The organism is Planktothrix tepida PCC 9214 (assembly GCF_900009145.1).
GTDB classification, from domain to species: domain Bacteria; phylum Cyanobacteriota; class Cyanobacteriia; order Cyanobacteriales; family Microcoleaceae; genus Planktothrix; species Planktothrix tepida.
On the sequence record NZ_LN889782.1, the window covers coordinates 319,452 to 345,186 of the forward strand.

The following is a 25,735-nucleotide window of genomic DNA, read 5'->3' on the forward strand; positions in this document are numbered from 1 at the left end:
TCCCTGCTCTAAAAAACTTACCCCAATCTAACTAAACTTGTTAATTCAACGTGAGTTCGATGGTTGTGTTGATAGTGTACCGTTAACCCAACGGATGGCTGAGTTAGAACGGCAAATAAAGGAACTGAGAGATTTAGTTAAGAAATAACTTTATTAATAAAAAAAATGAGCGATCGCCAACGGTTACAAGATTTAGAAAGAAACCTGGAAATTCTCTATGAAAAATTGGGAGAGTTTGAGCAGGAGTTAATTATCACTGCACACGCTCCTACAAAATTTGAACTCAGACAGCGAATTAAGCGTGAGATTTCGCCCAGTATCCGACGTTATGAAGCTGAATATTGGGAGCTTTACCCCCAAGAAGCCATTCTGATTTCTGATGAAGAAGCGACAACCCAGTTAGTAAGAGTAGAGCAGGCTGTTGAAGCCATTGAACGTATCCCGCAGGCTGAGTATCCTCCAGAACTCATGAGCCTATTACAAGACATCCGCACTAAGTTAGACGAAGGAGATAAAGCAGCATCTGCCAAGTTAAAAGTCGCACTGCCTTTAATTCCACTCCTTGCATCTTATGAATTAGAGATGGATACCGAGGCAATGATGTACAAAGTTTGGAAGTCAATTAAAGCTAAAGTACGGAGATAGGAAATGTCTGAGGAGAGGTTAAAGCAAGCGCTTAGAAATTGGCAAGATAAGCTGGCTCATTTTGAGTATGAATTGTCCTATACTGCTAGTGCAGAAAAGAAGTTTGAGTTAAGGAAATGTATTGAAGAATGCGATACAGCGATTCAAAGATTAAAAACTACAATCTCTGATTTAGAGCAGGAGCAACAAAAGCAACAGTTAAACTCACCAAATATTCCCCAAATCGTAAAAATTGAACTTAAAAGTGAAAAGGGTGTTGACTACTCTCAACTGCGTGACCTTTTAGCATCAGGAAAGTGGAGAGAAGCAGACGAGGAAACGGCACGAGTAATGTATCTCGCTGCGGGAAGGCAGAAAGAAGGATGGCTGCGAGTAGAAGATATTGATAACTTTCCCTGTGAGGATTTACGCACCATTAACCAACTTTGGCTGCATTACAGTAACGGTAAGTTTGGTTTCAGTGTTCAGAAGGAAATTTACCAAAGTCTGGGAGGTACAAGAGAGTATAATGAGGAGGTCTGGAAAAAGTTTTGCGATCGCGTGGGTTGGCGCGAGAAAGGAGAGTGGTTGAGTTATAAAGACCTAACTTTTGATCCAGTGGAAGCCCGGAGTGGCTACCTCCCGTTTTGCCCGGTAGAGGGGGGGTTTTTGGATTTTGGTAATCTCTTCTCTCGCGCAGAGACTTGTAACCTGTAGGATATAAGAACTCCAGGCTTTTTGTCAAGCTTATTTTTGAGTCTTTTTTTACACAAACATCGGCTTTTTCCTAACTCAATACCTAGCACGGGGCATATCGAGAAAGCAAGGGTTTCCAGTGATGAACTAGCAGCCAGGTTAACCCATTGCTTTGTTCAATCTTCAAGAGTCATTAAAAAATTGCATAGCCACTTTCGGGTCATAGCAATTGGCTAAGACAAACTTTTCAGCAACATCTCGAATTTCATTCTTCGTAGGTTCCCAATCATCCGACAATTGTTGCTAAAATTTGGGGAATATTCACAGAAACAAAAATCATTTTTTTAGACAACAAAAATTGTCTAATAGTCCCCTGTAGAGACGTGCCATGGCGCGTCTCTACAAGGGTTTAGGGTAATAATCTCTAGCACCGATTTAAGGATGGAATATTAGTTGCTTACGGATATAAACCCCGATCCATTAACGCTTGAGCAACACGACCCACGCCTAAAGTATAGGCTGCTAATCGCATGGAAACGCCCCGTAATTTGGCTCGTTCACTCACACGAGAATAAGCTTGAACCATTAGATTTTCCATTTCATGATTCACCCGTTCTTCATCCCAGAAGACAAAGGATTGACCTTGCACCCATTCCAAATAACTCACAACCACGCCACCAGCGTTCGCTAAAATATCGGGTAAAACGATAATTCCTCGTGCTTCTAACATTTGATCGGCTAATAATGTAATCGGTGCGTTAGCCGCTTCAGCAATCATTTTCGCTTGAATTTGATTAGCATTGTCTTCGGTAATTTGATCTTCCATTGCCGCTGGAACCAACACATCACAAGCTAATGTTAATAATTCAGCATTTGTAATGGGTTCACTATCGGGAAATCCCGCTATACTATGATTGTTGTGGGCAGCGTAGGCTTGCAGGGCTGGAATATCTAAGCCATTTTCCGAATAGATCCCGCCAGATACATTGGAAACTGCTAAGACCGTCGCGCCTGCTTCATAAAAGAGTTGAGCCGCCGCCGCGCCAACTTTCCCGAAGCCTTGAATCACAATTGCTACGCCTTCAAGGGTTTTGCCCATTTCTGCTAAGGCTTCCCGCACGGTAATCATCACACCCCGTCCGGTTGCCATATCTCGTCCTTTTGAACCCCCCACAGATAACGGTTTCCCGGTCACAACCCCTAGCACCGCCCGCCCCATATTCATCGAATAAGTATCCATGATCCAGGCCATTTCACGCGAAGAGGTTCCCACGTCGGGTGCTGGAATATCGGTTTCTGGCCCAATATCTTTGATCAGTTCACTGGCATAACGACGAGTGATCCGTTCCAACTCACTTAAACTATATTGATGCGGATCAAAACCAATGCCACCTTTAGCACCCCCATAGGGAATGCCCATTAAGGCACATTTCCACGTCATTAACATGGCTAAGGCGGAGAGTTCTCCCAAGTTCACGGAGGGATGATAGCGTAAACCGCCTTTATAGGGGCCAAGGACATCACAGTGTTGGACTCGATGTCCTGCTAACACCTCGACTTTGCCATTATCGAGTTTGACGGGAATGGAAACAGTCACAACTTTGCGGGGTTGTTGTAACACCACCAGGATATTGTCATCAAGATTTAATTCAACCGCCGCTTGTCCCAAATAGCTACAAGTCCGATCATAGGGGCAAATATAAGCCGGAGTCGGTGCCGGATTCATTCTGACAGGAGAGGATACCATTTGCAGACCTCCATCAGTAATCGCTGAATTTGTCTTCTATCTGTAGCCTAACCTGTGATCCCGAAGAAAAGGTTAAATTTGTAATAATTGTTACAGAATTTTACGTTTATGAGTGATATTGGAGGGAATGGGGAATTACGAATTACGAATTACGAATTACGAACAGGGAATAGCTGATGACGGTTGACTGACAACTGATAACTGATGACTGGTAGAGACGCGCCATGGCACGTCTCTACTGATGACTGATAACTGTTAACTGATGACTGTTAAGGGTTGCACCCAGGAAACCCATTGATCTCGTCCTTGTTTTTTGGCACTGTAGAGAGCTTGATCGGCTTCGGTGATTAAGTCTTGGGGAAGTTGATGGGAGTTGGGAATTTGACTGGCGATGCCTAAACTGATAGTAACAATAGATTTCCCGTTAAGAGTATTGGCATGGGGAATCATTAAGTTTCTAACTGTAGATTGAATTTTGTCGGCGACACGATTAGCTTGTTCAGGATTCGTATTCGGTAAAATAATCGCAAATTCTTCTCCGCCATACCGGGCTAAAAGATCCGTCGAGCGTAGGATTTTTTGAACCGATCGGGCAATATTAATTAAGCATTGATCTCCGATGGGATGCCCATAGAAATCGTTAAAAAGTTTAAAATAATCAACATCAAATAAAATTAACGTTAAATAGTGATTCTTCTCTTGAGCAGCTTTCCAATTTCGATGAAAAATGATATCAAAATAACGACGATTAGCAATCCCAGTTAATCCATCTCTACGAGCCAGTTTTTCTAATTTTAAATTGGCGGTTTTCAGATCTTGCAGGGTTTGGCTTAATTTCTCGGCTTGGGAACGAGTTTGGGCTAATAAATCCGAGTGGCTAAGGGCAATACTAAACTGGGCTGCTAATTGTTCTACAAATTGAAGTTCATTGTTTGTCCATTCACGGTAGCGATCGCATTCATGAATACACAGTAACCCCCAAAGGATTTGACCATTCATTAAGGGGGCGACAATTTGAGCTTTAATTTGAAATTGTTCTAATAATTGAAGATGGCAATCTTTCAGATTTGCTTCATAAATATTATTTAAAACTTGCATTCGACCTTTTTGATAATCCATCGCATATTTTTCTCCAAAACATCGATCATAAATTGGATGGGCTAATGCAGAATCATAGACCGGTAAAACGCTTTCAGAAACAAATTGACCTAAGCAATAATTGGATTCAGGATTAAAGCGGAAGACTCCTACCCGGTCAGCATTCAGGGCTTTGAGAACTTCTCTAGCAGTGGTTTTAAATAAAATATCTAAATCTAAAGATTCCCGAATGGTTGAAATGACGCTTAATAGAATTTGTTGTTGTTCACTGGTTTTTTCTAAATCTTTGGCTTTTTGTTGCGTCTGAGCTAATAATTCAGCTTGCTGAACTGCAAATCCTAAGTGAGTTGCAACTTGAGCTAAAAATTCCACTTCTGAATCGTGCCATTCACGAGGTTTAGAATGTTGATACGCAGCCAAAACCCCCCAAAGTTTGTGTTGGGTAAAAATCGGAGCCGTTGCATAGGCTCGAATTCCAAACTGGAGTAAAACATCAACATGACATTGAGATAATCCAGCTTCAAGAACATCAGCAACCACTAAAGTTTGATTTTCCCGATATCGCCCCCCCTGGTTCTCCTGAAGATAACTATCAATCCAAACGGTATTTTTGCCTAACTTTTCTTCATCAATCCAACCGGATTCAGCAAATTCAAAGTCACTGACAAATTCTCCGCCCCAATCTTCATGGAAACGATAAACAGCAACTCGTTCTGCTCCTAAGAGTTTACAAGTTTCTTTAGTTGTAGTGCGAAAAACATAATCGATATCTAAAGAAGCTCGAATTTTACTAAGCACTCGATAAAGAGCATTCTGCTGTTGCTTCATCTGCTCATTCTTAATGGTTTCTACTTGGAGTTTAGCTTCTAACTCATCCAGGCTTGGTAATCCCAATAACCGATAACTCCAATTCAGGAAGGGACGCAGGATTGTCGCCAAGCCAAATAATTTTTTTTTATACAACATTAGCAAAGCATTCTGTTCAAGAATTTCGATTCTTTTAAGTCTTCAATATACCGCAGAAGCTTACACCCTATCTGATGATTTTTTGATCACATTTCCATTGTAAAACTCAAGGAATTCTATTGAGAGTATACAGACCGGGGAAAGTTTAGTCCTTATGGGGTCAGTTGTCCTGAAGTCAAAAAACCGAAACCCGCATCCTGTCTAGGATTTCAAGCCTGATCTAATATCAACAATCCTCTAAAAAGGGCGTTCGATGTTAGTTCTCAAATCCATTTCAGCGCGGGTTATGCACAGGAATTGGGACTCTGTGAATCAGGGTTTATTTCCCCTAAACTCTCTTTAGAGCGTAAGTTCCAATGGACAAACACAATGACTGTCTTTTAACCATTGTTCTCCGACTTGCTTTAAAGCTACTAAAACAGGTTGAAGTTCTAATCCCTTCTCCGTCAGAGAATATTCTACACGGGGGGGAATTTCAGCATAAACGGTGCGGTGGATTAACCCATGTTTTTCCAACTCCCGCAACCGAACCGTTAGGGTTTTGGTACTAATACCGGGTAACGCCTCTAACAGTTCATGGGTGCGTTGGTTTCCGCGAAACAACTCTCGTAGGATAGAGATTGACCATTTTGTTCCGATTAATTCCAGAATAAACTCAATCGGACACATCATGTCTAGGCATTGGTTACTATTCCACACTTCTGGGGTTTTGTAACATTCCTTAACTTTCATTCGCGCCTCCTAAAAAAACTTAATGTTTTTTAAAATATCTCTCAGAAGCCGATCTGTCGCCATTCTTTCCATTAGGTAACTAAGACTATTTTACCAAGAGGGATGTCGATTTCCAACAGACGCAATAAGATAAAAGTAGGATTAATTAAACGTCGAGTATTCACTCAGCCACCTAAACTCAATCCAATTTAAACTAAATTGAACTCGACGCTTAAACATTAGGGATCAACCATTTACGATTTTAGAGAAAACACTAAATCTGTCTGAAGGTAGATAGAAATAGCCTTTTCTCTCAACAGACTTATTTTGCAATAAAAGTACATAATCACTATCTAAGGATTAGGTAGTTAGTTTGATTTGGAGTTATTTAAACCATGTTAAAAACCTTACCCTTTAAACCCTTATCTCAATATAAAGAACAAGCCTTAATTCTCTGGTTTGATCAAGTCGGAATTGAGGATGTTGGTTTAGTTGGCGGAAAAAATGCCTCCCTAGGAGAGATGATTCAACAGTTACAACCTAAAGGAATTAACGTTCCTCAAGGGTTTGCTATTACTGCTTATGCTTATTGGTATTTCATTACCTATGCCAATTTAGAACAACAACTCAAACAATTATTTGCGGGTTTAGATGTAGAAGATATTAAAAATCTTCGTCTTCGCGGTCAACAAGCGCGATCGCTGATTTTAAATACTCTATTTCCACCCAAATTAGAAGGCGAAATTGTAGCCGCTTATCAAAAACTTTGCGATCGCTATGGTCAAAATACCGATGTCGCCGTGCGTTCCTCCGCCACGGCTGAAGACTTACCCGATGCCAGTTTTGCAGGTCAACAAGAAACCTACTTAAATATTAAAGGAGCCAAAGCCGTCTTAGATGCAACTCGCTATTGTTTTGCCTCTATTTTTACCGATCGCGCTATTTCCTATCGTACCTTAAAAGGGTTTGATCATTTTAATATTGCCCTCTCCGTTGGTATTCAAAAAATGGTACGTTCCGACTTAGCGACATCCGGGGTAATGTTCTCCATTGATACCGAAACTGGATTTAAAAATGCTGCCTTAATTACAGCAGCTTACGGGTTAGGAGAAAACGTTGTTCAAGGTGCAGTAAACCCCGATGAATATCTGGTGTTTAAACCCACATTACGGGAAGGATTTAAACCGATTTTAGAAAAACGCTTAGGCACAAAAGCGGTTAAAATGGTGTATGAACTGGGACAAAAAACTAAAAATATAGAAGTCCCGATTTCTGAACAGAAAAAATTTGCTCTTTCTGACGAAGAAATTCTAAAATTAGCCCAATGGACAGTGATGATAGAAGATCACTATTCCCAAGTCCGACAATGCTATTCACCGATGGATATTGAATGGGCAAAAGATGGCTTAAATGGAGAGTTATTTATTGTCCAAGCTCGTCCAGAAACGGTACAATCTCAAAAAACCGGACGGGTTTTACAACATTATAAATTACAAGGCAAAGGTCGAGTATTAGTCACGGGTCGGGCTGTAGGCGATAAAATTGGGTCAGGAAAAGCTCGTGTCATGACCAGTGTTAAACAGATGGAACAGTTTCAAGCGGGAGATGTATTAGTCACCCATAAAACTGACCCCGACTGGGAACCCATTATGAAGAAAGCCAGTGCCATTATTACCAACTCTGGAGGCAGAACTTGTCATGCGGCGATTATTGCACGGGAGTTAGGAATTCCCGCCATTGTGGGTTGTGTAAATGCAACGGAAGTGTTAAATACTGGAGATAAAATTACAGTTTCCTGTGCCGAAGGAGAAGCCGGAAAAGTTTATCAAGGGTTAGTTCCATTTATTGTTCAAGAAACCGTATTAGACCATCTTCCTAAAACCCAAACTAAAATGATGATGAATGTGGGAAACCCGGAAGAAGCGTTTAAATTGTCTGCTATTCCCAATGATGGTGTCGGGTTAGCTCGATTAGAATTTATTATTGCGAATCACATCCAAACTCACCCCTTAGCGTTAATTTATTTTGATCAATTACAAGATGAAACGGTTAAACAACAAATCGCCCAATTAACGGAACATTATGGTCATAAACCGGATTTCTTTGTTGATAAACTAGCTCATGGAATCAGTATGATTGCAGCGGCATTTTATCCGAATCCTGTGATCGTGCGGATGAGTGATTTTAAAAGTAATGAATACGCGAATTTGTTGGGGGGTCAACAATTTGAACCGCAGGAAGAAAATCCGATGATCGGTTGGCGGGGTGCATCCCGATATTATGATCCGAAATATCGAGAAGCATTTGCGTTAGAATGTCAAGCTTTAAAACGGGTGAGAACTGAAATGGGATTAGCCAATGTTATCCCGATGATTCCCTTTTGTCGGACACCGGAAGAAGGACAAAAAGTGTTAGCAGAAATGGCAAAACATGGGTTAGTTCGCGGGGAAAATGGTTTACAAGTCTATGTGATGTGTGAATTACCCAGTAATGTTTTAATGGCGGATGAGTTTTGTCAAGTGTTTGATGGCTTCTCCATTGGATCAAATGATTTAACTCAATTAATGTTAGGATTAGACCGAGATTCCGCGTTAGTGGCTCCTATTTTTGACGAACGAGATGAAGCGGTAAAACGGATGATTGAAATGGCGATCGCAACGGTTAAAGCTTACAATCGTAAGATTGGAATTTGTGGTCAAGCTCCGAGTGATTATCCTGAATTTGCACGTTTCTTAGTGGAATTAGGAATAGATTCCATTAGTTTAAATCCAGATTCGGTGTTGAGGACAACTTTGGATATTGCTGAGATGGAAGAATCCCGCTAGGGAATGAAAAAATTGAAAAGTGGTGTAAGTTAACGACTGCTTTAGTGAATTCATCCTAAAGCAGTCTTCTCTCAGGGTTTGTCATTACCTCCCAGAAACCGGGTTTTTCTACAAAGATTAAGGTAAAAAAACCCAATTCACTCAAAAACCCGGTTTCTATTTTTTTAGTTAAATTATAGAAAGGGTCAATCCTTAATCTTAAATTTGTATTAAATATCAACAGCGTCAACCCTTGTAACTCAGAACCCTTTATGGAAACTCAACCTCTTCGTTGTGTGTTAATTTGTCAACATCAGTCTTGTCAGCGACAGGGTTCGGTTGCAGTTCTGGAGGCTTTTCAAAATCTTAAGATTTCGGGAGTAACTATAGAAGCGAGTGGTTGTCAAGGTCAATGTAATATTGGCCCGACGGTGCGAGTCACTCCCGATGAAATTTGGTATTATCGCGTTAAACCGGAAGAAGTTCCCCTTATTGTTGAACAACACCTCAAACACGGTGAACCTGTCCAAGATAAACTTAACCCCCGCATTCATCCGCGATATCTATATTCTTAACCTGTTGTTGCGATTTATTAATCATAAAAAATGGATACAAATCCCAGTGTAGGCGTGAGGTAACCTCGCCCCGAAGATTAATTTGGTTTTAATATTAATCTACTGTTCTAATCGTAAATTTTAATAGAATATCATTAGGGGTCGATGAGAGCTTTACAACCCTCACCTCCCATTCAAAACCGTGCTTGCGACTTTTACCGCACACGGCTCCTAGTTTAGTTGACTGTTATCATCAGAGCATCCGGTTTCTTTTGAGTCGTGTGACCCATCAGTTGCCGTTTTAATATCATGACAATGGCGATGTAATAGTTGCAGGTTCTTATATTCGTTTTTCCCGCCTAAAATTGTGGGAAGAATATGGTCGATTTCTGCAATGTCTTCTGTAGTGAAGTATTGTCCACAGAAGTTACATTTACCTTTTTGCTTTTTGAGCAAAGTTGATACTCGTTTAGGTACATCGAAAGATGTTCCTTTTCTTGTACTCCAGTAGGTCCAGTTTCCGTCATAAGGTGATGCTTCAGGTCTTACAGTTACATGACGGGTAATAGGTGTTTCTGCATGGGTTAATAATTTAAAACCATCTTTGGTTTCAAAACTCCATGCTTTATTACCGTTTCTTTTGTAATATTTCCTAAGTTTTTCGTAACTTGCTTTACCACATCTCCTGACTGTCCATGCTCTTAATCTTTGCCATATAATAAAGTCTAAAGAGGAGAATGTTTCTTTGGAAACAACTTTGGAATGGTAGTTACACCATCCTCTTACGACCGGGTTTAGGTTTTTGATTAATGCGTATTGGGGCGCAGTTTTGTGGGTTTTAATCACTTCCTTTACCTTATTCGCATGAGCTTTAATTGCTTTCTTACTAGGTTTTATTAGGGTTTTGAATCCTAATAATTTGGAATTACTTCCTCCGGTTTTTCCAGAATGGTGTTTACCAGCTGGATGTTGTCGGAAGTTCCAGCCTAGAAAGTCGAATCCTGGTTTAACCACTTCTCCATTTACTTCAGTTTCTCTTAGTGTGTGGCAGATTCGGGTTTTTGAGGGTTTAAGCTCTAATCCTATAGGTTTTAACCATTTTTCTATGGCAATTTGGCACTGTTGTATGATTTCTAATTGTGGACTGATGACCACGAAATCATCGGCATATCTGATGACTGTTGCTTGAGAGCGTCCATTCTTTTTAGGGAATATATGTTCTACAAGTTTAATCATTCCATCCAGTGCGATGTTAGCAAGTAAAGGACTAATGACTCCTCCTTGTGGTGTGCCAGCCTCTGTTGCTTCAAATATGCCGTTGTCCATAACTCCAGCTTTCAACCATTGTCTGATTTGGGCTTTTATTGTTGATGGACAATCAATTTTGGACAGTAGGTAATCATGATTAATCTGGTCAAAACACTTTGAGATGTCAGCATCTAGGATGTAATATTCACCTTTGCTGATGCTTTGGAAGATTCGTGACATCGCGTCATGGGCAGAGCGTCCGGGTCTAAACCCGTAACTTTCACCCTCGAATCTGGCTTCCCATTGAGGTTCTAATGCCAATTTAACCAAGGCTTGCCTGACTCTATCTTGTAGAGTTGGGATTCCTAAAGGACGTTTTTCTCCGTTAGGTTTGGGTATCCATTTTCTTCGGAGTGGTTTCGCCTTTTGGTATTTACTCAGGTTTTGAGCAAGTTCTAGTCGTTGCTTGGGTGTGATGGATTTAATGCCATCAACCCCGGCTGTTTTCTTGCCCTGATTATCTTGAGTAACCCTTCTGATTGCTAAGAGTTTGGCGTAATATGACTTAACTAGAAGTTTTTGGAGCTTTCGAGCTTTCGCATTTTGTCCCGATAATGATGCTTGGTAAATTCTCTTTTGCAGCTTAAATACTACCCGTTGGACTTTCGCCCAATTGATAGAATTCCATGCTTCCGTAGTCTTGGTTATACTCGTTTTCACCGTTTTTACTGCTAATTGAAACCTTACCTAACAACTAAACCGGAATCTATCAGCGTATCCTAAATATTACATCTAGGCTTTAGCTTCTGACTCCATCTCTGGCCCTCATAACATACGCTTTAGATTTGTAGCTACCTAACAGTATTCGACCACTGTAGGAGTATATGAGGGGTTTTAACGTTCCTTGAAAATGGGTTTATTGCCTTTAGAATCATCCTGTCTGCCGGGGTACTTTTGGGAGTCTTAGTAAGTGTCATAAGAAAGACCTTACCTTTGTAGATGAAATGAGAAATCTCTACCTTTCCCCTTGTTCTTTTGAACGCAGCGTAATCAAGTCAATTTCGCTACTTACTATTTGCGACAGTTCAAGCCAGATGTTCACTTTCGTTATTCTTGGGCAATTGGCTAGAGAATTACCTTAGATATTGACTTATATCCGATTTCCCGTTATTCCCAGCTTCAGTGTTTTGATAATCAGTCTGACACTGTGGGAATTGCCTTACCCCTTTGGCATGGGTTACTCTACCTGTTTAGGGTTCGGTAATCCGTACCGTTGACTCCGGGGTTGACCTTCCTTTAAGGTCACATTTTCAAAGTTAAGACAGGCTTGATTGGATTTATTGTTGGGTTTGATGTCCATTTACCAATTATCTACACCTATCTCCCTGCTTACGTTTCTGGGTTTATTCCTAGACTTTGACAGGAACGTCTCGCAAACTCATCTATAGTATAGCGCTACGCATTACGGTGTTTGACATTTTTAAACCCTGAAACCCTTTCAATTCTTACTGTTCCCTGTTCCCTGTTCCCTGTTCCCTTGCGCGTAGCGCTATATCTGTTTGGATGGAAGATTGAGGAATTAAATAAATTAAACCTGAAATTAAAGTTAATCCCACAGAAACCCAGAATAAAATTAAAGTGGGAAGTTGCCAAATATGCGGTAATGGTGCAATGAGAAAAGCGATCGCTAAAATTTGACTGACTGTTTTTAATTTACCCCAAATATTTGCCCCAGAAATTTGAGCTTGATTTACCCGCCATCCAGCAATTGTCAGTTCCCGTGCTAACATTAAAAAGACTCCCCAAGCTGGGATTTTTCCTAATTCAATAAAGGCTAATAAAGGCGCAAAAACCAATAATTTATCCACTAAAGGATCAAGAAATTTTCCTAAATCTGTCACTTGATTCAGTTTTCGAGCTAAATATCCATCCAACCAATCTGTACTCGCAACAATCATAAAAATTCCCAAACAAATCCAACGGTTTGTAACGGTTGGATCATGTAAACCATATAATAAAAAGGGGACTCCCAATAAACGGGAAACAGTAATCCAAGTGGGTAAATTCATAAATCAGTTATCAGTTATCAGTTGTAGGGGCGGGGTAACCCCGGCCGTACTCAGTTATAGTTATCAGTAAAAAAGTTTAAAGTTGATTGACTCTTAACTTCTAGCCCTTACACTGATCTGTAATTAATGATAACTGATAATTGATTGAGGTTCTTCCCAAGTTTGATGAGAATTTTGGCTTAACTGGCTTAAATATTGCCGAGTAATATCAGCGCGATCTAAACTTACAAAATAATGGTGATCCACATCTTGATAAAATAATGCTCCTTCCAGTAGTCCTTGATAATCGGGGTTAGTTTGAGATTCCAGAGTTAACCAAAAAGCCTCAGAGGTTGAAGGGATTAAACCTGGGGGTAATGTTCCATTTAAAATTGCTACAATCCGATCTTGACAGGAACGAGTATTGATTCCTCGGTTTTCTAAGAGTTGATTGACTTCTGACAAAGATAACGGTTGTTCTTGAAATACTCGTAAAAGTTCAGCTAAAATAAAATAATCACTGTATTGATGTCGGGATACATCCAAAACTTTAAAATAAAGGGGTAAAACCGCTAAACCCCAAGCTAATCGACTACAATGGGAATAATTATTATCAGAATTCTCTGGGTTCCGGGGGCTATCTTGAGTAATCAACGCATTCGGTAATTTTTGGCGTAACCAACGGCTAAAGGTCGGCCAAGTGCTATTTCCCCCCGTACAAATTGCTTGATTAATGCCAACAGGAGAGATCCCTTTTTGACTAAACAGATGATTGAGTTCTCGATTTAACTGTTGTACAAAAGGCATAAAAATCTTTTGTTCTAAATCCTGTTGAGAAACCTCCAAAGAATAGTTATTTAATTTCAAGGTATAATGATCGGTTTGCTGAAGCTTAAATTTTAGAAGTTCGGCAACTTCTAATAATTTTAATCCCGCTTCAGAACTCTGTAAAATCTGTTGTAAACGATAACGTTTGGTCAAATCAGGATGTCCCGGTTGGGGGGAAACGAAATCAGGAATATCAAAAGTTTGGAACGGTGAACCTTTTGGATGCAGTAAAAGTTGAGTGATAATATCCTGATTAAACGCATCTCCACCATAGGTAATCTGATGACAAACGACCTGGGAAGCTGAAAACTCGGTTAAATCTTGAGGTAGGGTTGCCACCGCCATTTCAGTAGTTGTAGCTCCAATATTCAGCATTAAAATTGTGCTGTTTGGATCAGGAGAATTGAGATGAAATTGATATAATAAGGTGGCGATCGCATCTTCAATAATAAAAATTTGTTCAGGACGTTTTACCAGTCCTGCGGCTAATACTGCTTCTCGAAGATTAAACCGATAAGCTTCTGTGGCTGCAACTGGGCAACCTAAAATTATCCCCCCTAAAGCCATTAACGCTTGTTGAAATTCCTCGCCATCAAGTCCCACAGCACCAAGGCGATAAATATTCGGTAACGCGATAGTGGGACAATTTACCCGGTTTCGTTCTATTAATCGCGAAGTTCCCCGACCCTGTAAAACCCGACTAGGATTTAATGTAGACAATAATGCCGTCCACGCTTCCTGAAATCCTCCCAAAAAAATAGACTGTTGTTGTGACCATTGAATCATGGGAAATGCCCTTAATCCAGAGGAATCATCACCTCGATAATAGGGAATTCCCAAATTTAATAAGGGTTTAAAATGTTGCAAGTGGCTAGGTGTCGCTTCCTCCTGGGAATTTACATAATAGACTTGACATGGAAGCCGAAACGTGAAAGGAAGATCCTCAACCTCCGAGAGTTCCGTCTGTTCCGCTTGCCAATAAATGGGATAAACTTTACGGGTGTCCCGATGAAACAAAGCCGCAGATAATCCGGTTGTTCCCAAATCAATCCCTAAATACCATTGAGTCTGTTGTCTCAACAATTCTAAAGCAGAAATATCCGTCTCAATACCTGAATCCTGAACCATCATCATTAATCATTAATCATTAATCAGTTATCATTAATCAGTTATCAGTTATCAGTTATTAGTTAACTTTAATTAGTGAATTAACTTTTAACTCTTAAAGACAAGCCATAGCCCATCTCTACACTGATTACTGATAAAATTCTTGACTCAACGCTTCCAAACTGAGTGAATTTTCTTCTTCTTGTTCATTATCCAACCGGAGGGGAGTTTCCTCGGCTAGATTCAAACTATTGAAGACATCATCTAATGTTAAATCCGAAAAACTTTGTAGAGATACCAAATTTTCAGCCTCTTCCGATGGGACATTTAAAGGTTTAACACTGAGAGCAGGAACTGATTGCGCTGAACGGGGTTCCATCCCAATATCTCTAAATAAATCTTCAAAGGTAATGACTTCTTCAGGTGAGGATGATTTTGGCACTACTTCTAGGGTTGGTTTTTGAATTAGGGTTTGAGATTTAAGTTTAGGATTCAGGGATTTTTCAGAGGAATTTTTGGTCGGAAAACTGATTTCTGATTTTGATTCTACTTGCTCTAAATTAAACAAATCAGCTTCTAAAAATTCCAAAGTATTGCGACCAATTAATAACCGAGAATCAACTTGATCGCTGGTTTCTTCTAAGGAGATTGGAAGCAAATTTTCATCTGGAGAAGCTTGAATATACTCATCCGTTTCCAAGCTGGCGGTCTGCTTTTCAAGATTACGGGAAGGAGATTTCTGCACAGTTGGAATACCTGTCAGCATTTCTTGAGTTCGGGCAGACACCACACCTAAATTAACAGGGGATTCATCCTCAAAGGTGGGTTCTTCAAAAATATCGCTTAAATCTGCTAAGGTTTCCTCAAAGGGATTAGATACCACAGGAATCGAGAACTCAGCAACAATAGCCTCAGACTCCAAATCCTTAGATTCTTGGGAAACATCTAGGTTCGATTCATTGAACAAATCCAAAGAATTCAGACTGAGAACAGATTCATTTTGTATTGATTCTGTTGTTTTTGAATCCTCTAATACTTCTTCTGTGTCTCTATTAAAATCTGATTCATTCACCCCTGGAAGTCCTTCAGCCTCCGTTGGTGTTTCCTCATCTAATAATAGAGTCTCTATATCTTCGGAAAGATCCTCCTCATCTTCATCAAATTCCTCAAGGATTTCCACATCTTCCCCAAATAAATCGATTTCTTCTGGTTCGGTAATATTAACAATCGGATATTCTTTCTCTGCTTCTAGGGAAACAGCATCTTCCCCAAATAAATCGATTTCCTCTGGTTCGGTAATATTAACAATCGGAGATTCTTTCTCTGCTTCTAGGGAAACAACATCTTCCCCAAATAAATCGATTTCCTCTGGTTCGGTAATATTAACAATCGCGGATTCTTTCTCTTCTGCCCCATTAAATAACGCTTCTAAGTCTAAATCAGCATCAGAACTTTCTGACTCTAACACCGACTCATCCCAAGCCAAGGAAAAGCCTGGTTCCTCCGGTCTTAACTCTAACTCCTCTTCAATAGTTCGAGGAGATTGAACCTCAACGGACGATAAAGGTTGAATCGTGTCCGGTTGTTTCTCTTCTTCCTCTTGTGCTTGCGCCATCTCCTGAGACACGGTAAAACCTACCCCAGGTTGTCTGGGAACTTCTGCCCCCGCATAGGGTAAAAATTCCTCAACTGTGAAAGATAACTCCTCATCAGAGGAAACCGGAGGAGTAATCACAGACTGTACAATTTCCGGTTCTCTGTTCTTTGTTTCCTCTAACCCAATGACTGGGGATTCAGATTCCGTTAATTGTAACGAAGACTGTAAATAGGAAGACGTTTCTTGACCCACCTGTTGAGCCAGTTGGTTAACCAACGTTGTAAACATCACTTCCCCTTGTTTCCCCAAACTGTGCATCCGTTCCAAACTTTGGGAAAGGGAATCAGAATAGGTTTGTAGATTCCGTTGTAACGCTTCAAAGATCACGCTCAGACTTGAATCTAGCGTCATCAACAAATGATCCGATTGAGCTTGCAACTGTCGCATCTGTTCTAAGCGTTGGGCAGGCGTCAGACTCGAAACAGAAGTTTGTGACCCGTCCGAAGGGTTGGAGGGAAGGGCTGGAAGGGAATTAGATTCAGTCAATAAAACCGAATCTAAAAAGCGGTTTTCAATATGGTTAAGCGTTTCAGTAACATTATGAATCAAACTATCCTGTAATCGAGTCATGAACTCCTGCAAAAATTCACGACTGAGTTGTTGTTGATAGGATGGGGGCTGGATTTGTGCCAGAGTTTGGGCTTTTCGGGCTTCTAATTGTTGAATTTCTTGGACTAAACTCCGTTGTTCAGCGCGTAAGTAATCGACCTCCTCTTGAAGAGGTTGAGTCAGATGGGTACGCAGATAAATCATTTCCCGGCGGATAGCTTGCCATAACGGTTCTCGCATTCCCGGTGATTCAGATTGCTGGGTCTCCATCGGCGACAGGAGAGCCCCCTCGTCTACCTGTTGCTGAAGAAAGACCAAATATTTTCGCACACGCTCTAGGACTTGACGGGAGCGTGTGACGGTTTCCCCAAAAACAACCCAAGGTAAACGTAAGTTGGGTTGGCTTAGAACCTCGTCAATTTCGGCGATGAGTGCCTGGATCTGCTCTTTCTGAACGTTCAAGGCTGAACCCTCTCAATAATCATAAAATGGGACTGGTTGATGCGTTCTGTACGTTCCTAACTCCACAATCGCTTGATCTTCAGGATTCCCCAGATTAAAGCAGTTGTTATCTACATAATATGTTAGGCTTCAGAAGCACTCAAGTAGCCAAGTTAAGATTTGGGGTGGATTGGAACATCGCGACCGAGGGGCAAGATTGTTAAAAACTAAACCAGTTTAACTTTTTTGTGTCCTAATCGTTCTAAAATAGAAAGTTGCTCAGTCATTTGTTATTCCTGTTGGAATCAACAGAGGCGGAATCTTAGTTAATATGATAGGGGTAATTTTGGAAGGATTGACACTCTTGAGCAGTAATTCTCCTTACAGGCAATCCACTAAAAACCCACTTTCTTGATTAGCTACTGAAGATCGCGAATTTATAAGTAGTATCACAGCCTCATGGAAGATCGGTATTTCTCCCGTGACAATCAATCTGATATCCACAAGATGATCCTCTCAACGCCTTTCTTTCAAGGGTTGCCCCCAGACGCGGCTGAGAAAGCGACATCTCATATTGTGGGTCGAAACCATCCGGCAAACCAAGTTATTTTGTTAGAAAATGACTGGGGGAGTTCCGTTTATTTTATTTTGGATGGTTGGGTCAAAATTCGTACCTATAATTTGGATGGTAAAGAAGTAACGCTAAATATTTTAGGTAAAGGTGAACTCTTCGGAGAAATGGCAGCCTTAGATGAGGTTCCCCGGTCTACGGATGTGATCACATTAGCTCCTACCTTAATTGGGAATATGCCGGCTCAGGATTTCGTGGAGTTAATTACAACAGAGCCTCGCGCCGGAATGCGACTGGCTCAGTTAATGGGAAGGCGTTTGCGTCAGGTGAATCGACGTCTACGATTGCGTGAATCCGATAGTACCTCACGGGTTGCTGATATTTTACTCTTTCTGGCTGAAGGTCAGGGAAAAACCTCTAACGAAGGAACCCAAATTCCCAACCTTCCCCATCGAGAGTTAAGTGGTTTAAGTGGATTGGCACGAGAAACGGTAACTCGCGTTTTGAGTAAACTAGAAAAGAAAGGGTTAATTCATCGGGAACGAGATATTTTAAGCATTCCTGATGTCCATGCCCTAGAACGGATGCTGGTCTAATACAACTCTATTCGCGATTGCATGAGTGATTCCTCCCCATCAAGATCCCCGGCTTGCTCCTCTGAACCTGAGCATCAGAGTGTTGCATCCGTTGATTGTGATCCCTTCTCTGCTTCAACTTCAAGCTCTGTGCGTTCGGTATCCCCTTCCCATAAAAACGCTCTCATCCTAGTTGAAACCGCTTTTTTGGCGAGTGCTGCGAGCTTAATTTGGTTTGTTAATTATTATTTTCCGATGGGGCCAGTGCTGCGGTTATTTTTCTCTTTACCGATGGCACTGTTATATTTACGCTGGGGAAAACGAGCTTCTGTGATGGGGGCTGTAGCTTCATTTTTATTATTATCAGTATTGATGGGGCCGACTCGCAGTATTGTGTTTTTGATTCCCTATGGGTGGTTAGGGGTGGTCTTGGGAGGAATGTGGAAACGGGGTGCAGCTTGGTGGATGTCTATTTCCATCGGGTCTGTGATTGTGGCGATTGGTTTTTTCTTTAAGTATTGGTTACTGTCAATCCTTCTAGGACGAGATTTGTGGGCCTATGGCACTGTCCAAATCGCTTCCCTGGCGGAATGGATTTTTATTAAGTTAGGGATTTTGGCTCAACCGAGTTTAATGTTAGTTCAAGCGATCGCTGTTTTGATGATTTTTATTAATAGTATTGTCTATTTATTTGTGGTTCATCTGGTATCTTTGCTTTTATTAGATCGTCTCAATAGCCCGATTCCTCGCCCTCCGAAATGGGTACAAGTTTTATTAGATTATGAATGACCTGTTGGAAAATATTTAAAGCATAACCTTCGGTAACTTGATAATAAAACTTGTCCCCTGACCTTCTCCGCTTTCAACCTCAAGGGTTCCTTGATGGGCTTCTGTAATACTCTTGGCTAAAAATAATCCTAATCCCCAGCCTGTTTGATCCTCAGCACTAATAGTTCGACGGAATTGTTGAAATAGGATTGATTGAGCGTCTAGGGAAATCGGCTTGCCTTGATTATGGATAGTAAGGTTAATCTGTGTTTCAGTTTGCTGGAGGGTAAGGGTAATCGGCGTACTCGGATCACCATATTTCACCGCATTAATGGCTAAGTTTTCAATCACTCGTCGTATTTCTTTGCGACTGCAATAAGTCCTGATATCAGCATCAGAAACGACAACAAACCGCTCACCATAAGCGAAGCTTAAATCCTCTGCTACGTCCTCAAGTAATCCCTCTAAATTGCATTCTTCAAATTTCATTTTTAAGCTCTGTCCTGCCCGCAACCGACTCGCATCAAGCAGATCTTGAATCATTAAATCTAACCGATTAACTGCACCGAGCATCCTCGCAGCCACATCAATGTGGGAGTCTCCTCGTTCAAGCCGTCGCAGAGTCAGTTGAGTTCCCAGTTTGACCACATTCAGCGGCCCTCTGAGGTCGTGGGTGAGCGTCACCATAAAGAGCTCTTGAATATCTCGCAACGTTTCGGAGAATTGAGTCGCAGCGTCATTAACGGCTTGCTCAATAGAACCGATAATAATGTCTCGATCTTCTACTCCTAAAGGGGCTTCTTCTTCTAAAACTTGAAAGATGACTTGACGGAGGATGTGATACTCCAAAATGAGGTGACTCATAGAATAGTCAGCATACCCTGCCCGTTCATGCCCATGTTGCTTGCCAATCCGAGTGCTTTCTACCTGGTTGTCTGTGATTTGGGTAAATGTCCTGACCATTCTGTCTGAGAGTGCCTCTATTAGTTGGTTTAAGTACAGAGGTAGGGAATCTTGCAAGACAAGAGAATCTTGATGTGTTGATGCACTGACTTCATCACGAACCCGCTTCTCCCACAGTTGCATAATTCTTTCAGCATTTTGTTTAAGACGCTCAGACGCTTGGTTGGACATCGTTTTGGTTGTGGATAAGTGACTGTTGAGAGAACACACTCTCTCTTCCTTTTATACGGTGTATTGTGGTAGTACAGCAATGGTTATCAGGAACGTACTTCACTCCCAATTCCTCTAATGATCATCTCAACTGATACCATACTGCATCGTTAAATAGCTTCTGCCAAAAGTGATTTTTTACCGAAAATTTGGGTTTAAAGCCCCGCCCTTTAGCGTAGCGGAGGGCGGCTTTAAAATATGTATTGCCAATTTAATATTTAGTGTGCTAGGATAGGTTTATCCGTTGGGCTAGAGCGTAAATGTTTGTTTTAGAATTTAAAGTTGAGGCTAAGACAAAACAATATCAAGCCATAGATGAGGCTATTCGCACCGCTCAATTCATCCGCAATAAATGCTTAAGGTATTGGATGGAAAACAGAGGTGTAAATAAGTATGATCTGTCGGCTTATTGTCGGGTTTTAGCCCACGACTTTAAATTGGCTGGTGAATTAAATTCCCAAGCCAGGCAAGCATCAGCTGAAAGGGCGTGGTCTTCTATCTCCCGTTTCTTTGATAACTGCAAAAAGAAGGTAATCGGAAAGAAAGGCTATCCTCAGTTTAAAAAATTTTCCCGCTCTGTTGAGTATAAAACAACGGGATGGAAACTTATTGATCCAAAAACTATTCATTTTAGCGATAAAAAGGAGATTGGAACACTTAAACTAAAAGGGACTTGGGATTTAGGATACTTTAAACAGTCTGACATTAAACGGGTTAGATTAGTTCGTAGAGCCGACGGTTATTATTGTCAGTTTGTGCTTTCTTGTGACGTTAAAGAAGATGTTAAACCATCAGGTAAATGTATTGGTTTAGATATAGGTTTAACGTCCTTCTATACAGACCATGAGGGTCACCAAGTTGAAAATCCTAAATTCTTGAGAAAATCGGAGAAACGATTAAAACGACTTCAAAGACGATTATCTAAAAAGAAAAAAGGTAGTAAAAATCGTCAAAGGGCACGGGCAAGATTAGCTAAGGCTCATCTTAAAGTAAGTAGGCAACGTAAAGACTTTGCTGTAAAGTTAGCAAGGTGCGTAGCTCACTCTAACGATGTGATAGCTTACGAAGATTTAAGAGTTAAGAACTTAGTCAAGAATCATTGTCTAGCTAAATCGATAAATGATGCGGCATGGTATCAGTTTCGAGAATGGATAGAGTATTTTGGGGTTAAATTCGGCAAGATCACGATTGCTGTCCCACCGAACTATACAAGTCAACACTGTTCAAACTGTGGTGAAACTGTCCAAAAATCTCTATCAACTAGAACCCATCAATGCAAGTGTGGATGTGTTTTAGATCGCGATGAAAACGCCGCTATCAATATCCTTAAGAAAGGGTTAGGTACTGTAGGGCATACAGGAACTTTTGGGCTAGACCCAATAAACGCTTGGGGAGAGAATACCTCTACTTTCTCAGAAGTAATTCTGTCTAAGCAAGTAATCTCCTTGAACCAAGAATCCCCACGCCTTTAGGCTGGGGAGTGTCAACCTCCCACCCTATTTTTATGACCGTTCGCGTTTATACTGAGTTTGACCTAGGAAATCATTGGTTAGACCGCTATCAAGGTTGTTCCCCTGTATTTGCTTGTGTATTGGGATTTACCGCCACCGCTTTAATTCCAGGCATTTCTGCTGCTGGAGCCACCCCAGAGACTCGACAATATACAGCCGTGGCGGATGCGGAGTTTCTCTACAATGGCCCCCAACCCCAAGCTCATTATCCCTTACCTCCCTTAGAGAAGGGAGCCTCTCCGGTCTTAATCTCTCGTGCTGTTCTGGAAGCGTTGGACTGTCCTTTATATGTGTTTAATGGGGGATTATCGGTTTCCCCTTCGGTTCCCACTGTGAATTTAGGGGGCGTTCGGGCCCAGTGTTTAACATCGGGTGCTGCGATGACCTTAGAAACGGTCAAACATCTGTTAGAGCAAGGATTAATCTGGGGAGAACGATTAGCAAAACAAGCTGAAAATAGTTATGTGATTTTATCGGAGTGTGTTGTGGGGGGAACCACAACCGCTTTAGCGATATTGCTAGGGTTGGGCTTTCCGGCTATGGGAAAAGTCAATAGTAGCCATCCCCAATGTAATCATCAGCAAAAATTAGCGATCGCCACAACAGGTTTAGAGCAAGCGGGGTTTTGGCCCTTATCACAGACGGGATTTCAGGGTATTGATCCCTTAAAGTTGGTAGCGGCGGTGGGTGATCCGATGCAAATTGTGGTGGCGGGAATGGCGATTTCTGCCAGTCGTAGGGTTGGGGTATTACTGGCGGGGGGAACCCAAATGTTAGCTGTATATGGTTTAGTGGAGGCGATCGCCATGGCTTTAGACCTGGGATGGGAGCGATCGCAAATTGTGGTGGGAACAACTCGTTGGGTGGCGGAGGATGAAACGGGAGATACGGTTGGGTTAGCGGAAGCGGTGGGAAGGGTTCCCCTGTTAGCCACCCAACTGAATTTTTGGGGTTCCCGTTATCCTCAACTCCAAGCCTACGAACAAGGGTATGTGAAGGAAGGGGTCGGAGCCGGGGGGGCTGCTATTGCGGCTCATTTGGCTCTCGGTTGGGATAACTCCCAATTGCTACAAGCCGTTGAGGGTATTTGCGATCGCATGATTTCTCTGTCTTAATGTCAAATTCGATAATTTTCTGCTATAATACCAATTGGCACAAAAAACGCGGACATGGCGGAATTGGTAGACGCGCTAGATTTAGGTTCTAGTACCGTAATGGTGTGAAGGTTCAAGTCCTTTTGTCCGCATTTCTTGATTGGTTCGTAGGGTGAGCAAGGACTCACCCTCTGATGAATTTAACCTCTCATTTTTTTCGACCAAACGCGAGTCGTTAAACCCCAAACATAAATGAAACCTTCGGCTGCTTTGTGATCAAAAACATCCTCAGAACTACAGGAAGCGGGATTATTTGATTGTCAATTTAAACAATATGGTTGGGAAGATTTAGAACTAGGGGTTAGGTTAAAAAAATTAGGCTTANGGCGCGATTTAGATGTGAAGTCATTGGCGGTCAATATACCGTCATGTATTATCCGGTGAGTCAACCCAATCAAGGCTATGCTTGGGCCGTTCCCAGTAATATGGGAGGAGGATGGACACCCGAACGCCGTTGCTCCGAAATTAGTCGCCGTTTAGAGTCCTATCGTCCCGATGGGTTATCTGAACTGAGTACAGCGATTGAAAACGGTTATAATACATTGTGCGCCACAACCGAAGATGTTCCTCAATGTCGGATTGTGTTAACGGTTCCTCCTGGGGAAGATCCCTTATTTGTGCGCGATCGCATTTTCCAAAACTTGGTTATTGCGGATAGTGGTCAAAACACCCAAGGCATTTATACCCTCGTCGATGAAAAAAGCACCGGAGACATCATTCGAGGAGTCTTAGGCGGTTCTCGAAATCGTCAAGGAATCCCCCTGCGTCAATTCCTCGACCCCAACGATGGTGGCACTGGAACACGGTTAAATCCCCGTTATTTTCCAAAGTAGGCAATAAAACCCAAAACCCATTCGTAATTCGTAATTCGTAATTCGTAATTACCTCCCAAACACCCAATTCTGAATTCTTTATCGTTATGTGTCCCTGACATGGTTAAATTTTCTTTATGCTTTGTAGAGATATTCCAGAGAATGTCTCTACAAATAATTCCCTAGAAGTTTATTGAGTCATGCAACCGCAAAATCTACTGCACCGAACCAAAATAGTCGCTACAATTGGCCCTGCTACACAGAAGCCTGAAGTTCTGCGCGCGTTGATTGAAGCGGGTGCAACGACTCTACGGTTGAATTTTTCCCATAATACCCATGAGGATCATCAACGCAGTATTCGCATGATCCGGCAAACGGCCTTTGAACTCAATCAACCCGTCGGAATTTTACAAGACCTGCAAGGGCCTAAAATTCGATTGGGTAAATTTGAGAAGGGTTCAATTGTTCTCAACCGAGATGATTTGTTTATTCTCACCAGCGAGGATGTCGTCGGAACTCAGGAAATCTCCTCCGTAACTTATCAACCTTTAGCCGATGAAGTTCCAGAAGGGGCAATTATTCTCCTCGATGACGGTAAAGTTGAGATGTTCGTGGAGAAAGTTGAACCAGCAAAGGGACGCTTATATTGTCGTGTGGTCGTTGGTGGAACCCTTTCTAATAGTAAAGGGGTGAATTTTCCAGGGGTTTATCTGTCGATTAAAGCGTTGACAGAAAAAGACCGAAAAGACTTAATGTTTGGTTTAGATCAAGGAGTTGATTGGGTCGCTTTAAGTTTCGTTAGAAATCCCCAGGATGTTTTAGAAATTAAAGAATTAATCGCCAGCGCCGGAAAAGATGTTCCGGTGATTGCCAAAATTGAAAAACATGAAGCCATTGAACAAATGGAAGAAATTCTGGCTTTGTGTAATGGCGTCATGGTAGCACGAGGAGATTTAGGAGTAGAACTTCCGGCTGAAGATGTGCCGATATTACAAAAACGGTTAATTCTCACCGCTAACCGCATGGGAATTCCGGTGATTACTGCTACTCAGATGTTAGATAGCATGGTGAATAATCCTCGACCCACCCGTGCGGAAATTTCCGATGTGGCGAATGCGATTTTGGATGGTACTGATGCGGTGATGCTTTCTAATGAAACAGCTGTTGGCAAATATCCTGTAGAAGCAGTGGCGACCATGGCACGAATTGCGGCGCGAATTGAACAAGATGGCGTGACTCGCAATATTTCTAAAGTCGAAGATACCGGACGTTCTATTCCTAATGCTATTAGTCAGGCGGTGGGGCAAATTTCCCATCAGTTAAATGCCGCAGCTATTATGACCTTAACTAAAACCGGGTCTACAGCGCGTAACGTCTCTAAATTTCGACCCCAAACCCAGATTTTAGCGATTACCCCTCATGTGGAAGTCGCCCGACAGTTAAGTTTAGTCTGGGGGGTGAAACCGCTATTAGTTTTAGATTTACCTTCGGCTGACCAAACCTTCCAAGCGGCAGTGACGGTGGCTAGAGAAAAAAACCTGCTTGCGGATGGGGATTTAGTCGTGACAACGGCTGGAACCTTACAAGGGGTAGCGGGATCTACGGATTTAATTAAGGTGGAAGTGGTCACGGCTGCTTTAGGGAAAGGAACCGCCGTTGGTCAAGGTTGTGTAACCGGACGAGCGCGGGTTGCCCGCAGTGCCGGAGAATTGGGCGATTTTAATGTGGGAGACATTTTAGTCACACCCCAAACCAGTGCTGATTTTGTGGATGCGATGCGAAAGGCGGTGGGTGTGGTTACAGAAGCGGATAGTTTAACCAGCCATGCGGCGATCATTGGTTTACGGTTAGGGGTTCCTGTGATTGTGGGGGTGAAGAATGCTACTCGCATGATTCGAGATGGGGTTATTTTGACCTTAGATATGGAGCGCGGTATCGTGTATTCGGGTGCTACCAGTGGTTCCCTTCCCGATAACCTGTAATTTCGGCTTTGGAGAGAGAGTGGCTGCCATTGTCTTTCCAGTTGTCCTGAAAAAAGTTGACATTTGAGATGAACTTTTGCTAAGATTCAATATTGTGCTGATATCAATTCA

18 protein-coding genes, 1 tRNA gene and 1 pseudogene are annotated in these 25,735 nt (G+C 41.8%); 12 read left to right on the top strand and 8 right to left on the bottom strand.

What is annotated here, in order from left to right; translation table 11 throughout:
* Positions 1-165 precede the first annotated feature (165 nt).
* Positions 166-645, top strand: a complete 480-nt coding sequence (locus PL9214_RS04355) for a hypothetical protein (protein ID WP_072717627.1) — start codon at positions 166-168, stop codon at positions 643-645.
* A gap of 3 nt (positions 646-648) precedes the next feature.
* Positions 649-1,341 (top strand): GUN4 domain-containing protein, encoded by a 693-nt coding sequence (locus tag PL9214_RS04360; RefSeq protein ID WP_083579878.1) that lies wholly within the window; start codon positions 649-651, stop codon positions 1,339-1,341.
* Positions 1,342-1,777: 436 nt separating this feature from the next.
* On the opposite strand, the gene PL9214_RS04365 is transcribed toward PL9214_RS04360, so the two are convergent.
* The 3 genes from PL9214_RS04365 to PL9214_RS04375 all read right to left on the bottom strand — a co-directional run bounded on the left by PL9214_RS04365 (position 1,778) and on the right by PL9214_RS04375 (position 5,863).
* Complete coding sequence (locus tag PL9214_RS04365) at positions 1,778-3,067, bottom strand: Glu/Leu/Phe/Val family dehydrogenase (RefSeq protein WP_072717628.1); 1,290 nt, start codon at positions 3,065-3,067, stop codon at positions 1,778-1,780.
* Positions 3,068-3,322: 255 nt separating this feature from the next.
* A complete protein-coding gene (locus PL9214_RS04370) occupies positions 3,323-5,131 on the bottom strand; it encodes a sensor domain-containing diguanylate cyclase (protein WP_222425205.1) in 1,809 nt (602 codons plus the stop codon).
* A 339-nt stretch (positions 5,132-5,470) separates the two neighbouring features.
* On the bottom strand, positions 5,471-5,863 hold the full coding sequence (locus PL9214_RS04375) for a winged helix-turn-helix transcriptional regulator (RefSeq protein ID WP_072717629.1): 393 nt from the start codon (positions 5,861-5,863) through the stop codon (positions 5,471-5,473).
* Positions 5,864-6,237: 374 nt separating this feature from the next.
* Here PL9214_RS04375 and ppsA point away from each other — a divergent pair, with 374 nt between their 5' ends.
* Entirely contained in the window at positions 6,238-8,667 is a 2,430-nt protein-coding gene (gene ppsA / locus PL9214_RS04380) for a phosphoenolpyruvate synthase (RefSeq protein ID WP_072717630.1), read from the top strand.
* A 251-nt stretch (positions 8,668-8,918) separates the two neighbouring features.
* A complete protein-coding gene (locus PL9214_RS04385) occupies positions 8,919-9,221 on the top strand; it encodes a (2Fe-2S) ferredoxin domain-containing protein (RefSeq protein ID WP_072717631.1) in 303 nt (100 codons plus the stop codon).
* 210 nt (positions 9,222-9,431) lie between these two features.
* On the opposite strand, the gene ltrA is transcribed toward PL9214_RS04385, so the two are convergent.
* The 4 genes from ltrA to PL9214_RS04405 all read right to left on the bottom strand — a co-directional run bounded on the left by ltrA (position 9,432) and on the right by PL9214_RS04405 (position 17,099).
* Positions 9,432-11,168 carry a group II intron reverse transcriptase/maturase gene (gene ltrA, locus PL9214_RS04390; protein ID WP_072717632.1) on the bottom strand — a complete coding sequence of 579 codons (1,737 nt, stop codon included), beginning with the start codon at positions 11,166-11,168 and terminating at the stop codon, positions 9,432-9,434.
* A gap of 785 nt (positions 11,169-11,953) precedes the next feature.
* Entirely contained in the window at positions 11,954-12,517 is a 564-nt protein-coding gene (gene pgsA, locus PL9214_RS04395) for a CDP-diacylglycerol--glycerol-3-phosphate 3-phosphatidyltransferase (RefSeq protein ID WP_072717633.1), read from the bottom strand.
* A gap of 123 nt (positions 12,518-12,640) precedes the next feature.
* On the bottom strand, positions 12,641-14,458 hold the full coding sequence (locus tag PL9214_RS04400; RefSeq protein ID WP_083579879.1) for an acetate and sugar kinases/Hsc70/actin family protein: 1,818 nt from the start codon (positions 14,456-14,458) through the stop codon (positions 12,641-12,643).
* A gap of 121 nt (positions 14,459-14,579) precedes the next feature.
* Entirely contained in the window at positions 14,580-17,099 is a 2,520-nt protein-coding gene (locus tag PL9214_RS04405; RefSeq protein WP_072717634.1) for a hypothetical protein, read from the bottom strand.
* 438 nt (positions 17,100-17,537) lie between these two features.
* Between PL9214_RS04405 and PL9214_RS04410 the strand changes: the two genes are divergently transcribed.
* Positions 17,538-18,245, top strand: coding sequence for a Crp/Fnr family transcriptional regulator (locus tag PL9214_RS04410; RefSeq protein WP_072717635.1), 708 nt, complete (start codon positions 17,538-17,540; stop codon positions 18,243-18,245).
* Positions 18,246-18,266: 21 nt separating this feature from the next.
* Complete coding sequence (locus PL9214_RS04415) at positions 18,267-19,013, top strand: DUF2232 domain-containing protein (RefSeq protein ID WP_072717636.1); 747 nt, start codon at positions 18,267-18,269, stop codon at positions 19,011-19,013.
* A 15-nt stretch (positions 19,014-19,028) separates the two neighbouring features.
* Here the strand turns inward: PL9214_RS04415 and PL9214_RS30450 are convergent, their stop codons facing one another.
* A complete protein-coding gene (locus PL9214_RS30450) occupies positions 19,029-20,126 on the bottom strand; it encodes a sensor histidine kinase (RefSeq protein WP_139294965.1) in 1,098 nt (365 codons plus the stop codon).
* Positions 20,127-20,425: 299 nt separating this feature from the next.
* On the opposite strand from PL9214_RS30450, the gene PL9214_RS04430 reads away from it, so the two are divergent.
* From PL9214_RS04430 to pyk, 6 genes and pseudogenes are all read left to right on the top strand, one after another.
* Complete coding sequence (locus PL9214_RS04430) at positions 20,426-21,637, top strand: RNA-guided endonuclease InsQ/TnpB family protein (RefSeq protein ID WP_072717637.1); 1,212 nt, start codon at positions 20,426-20,428, stop codon at positions 21,635-21,637.
* A gap of 32 nt (positions 21,638-21,669) precedes the next feature.
* Positions 21,670-22,791 carry a nicotinate mononucleotide-dependent phosphoribosyltransferase CobT gene (gene cobT / locus PL9214_RS04435; RefSeq protein ID WP_072717638.1) on the top strand — a complete coding sequence of 374 codons (1,122 nt, stop codon included), beginning with the start codon at positions 21,670-21,672 and terminating at the stop codon, positions 22,789-22,791.
* Positions 22,792-22,839: 48 nt separating this feature from the next.
* A tRNA-Leu gene (locus PL9214_RS04440) sits at positions 22,840-22,922 on the top strand.
* Between the two features lie 142 nt (positions 22,923-23,064).
* Positions 23,065-23,154, top strand: a pseudogene (locus tag PL9214_RS32165) (glycosyltransferase family 2 protein); the annotation flags it as partial.
* Between the two features lie 44 nt (positions 23,155-23,198).
* Complete coding sequence (locus tag PL9214_RS04445) at positions 23,199-23,663, top strand: COP23 domain-containing protein (protein WP_072717639.1); 465 nt, start codon at positions 23,199-23,201, stop codon at positions 23,661-23,663.
* Positions 23,664-23,842: 179 nt separating this feature from the next.
* The gene (pyk, locus tag PL9214_RS04450) at positions 23,843-25,624 is read left to right on the top strand and encodes a pyruvate kinase (protein WP_072717640.1); all 1,782 of its coding nucleotides are present in this window, start codon (positions 23,843-23,845) and stop codon (positions 25,622-25,624) included.
* Positions 25,625-25,735: the final 111 nt, after the last annotated feature.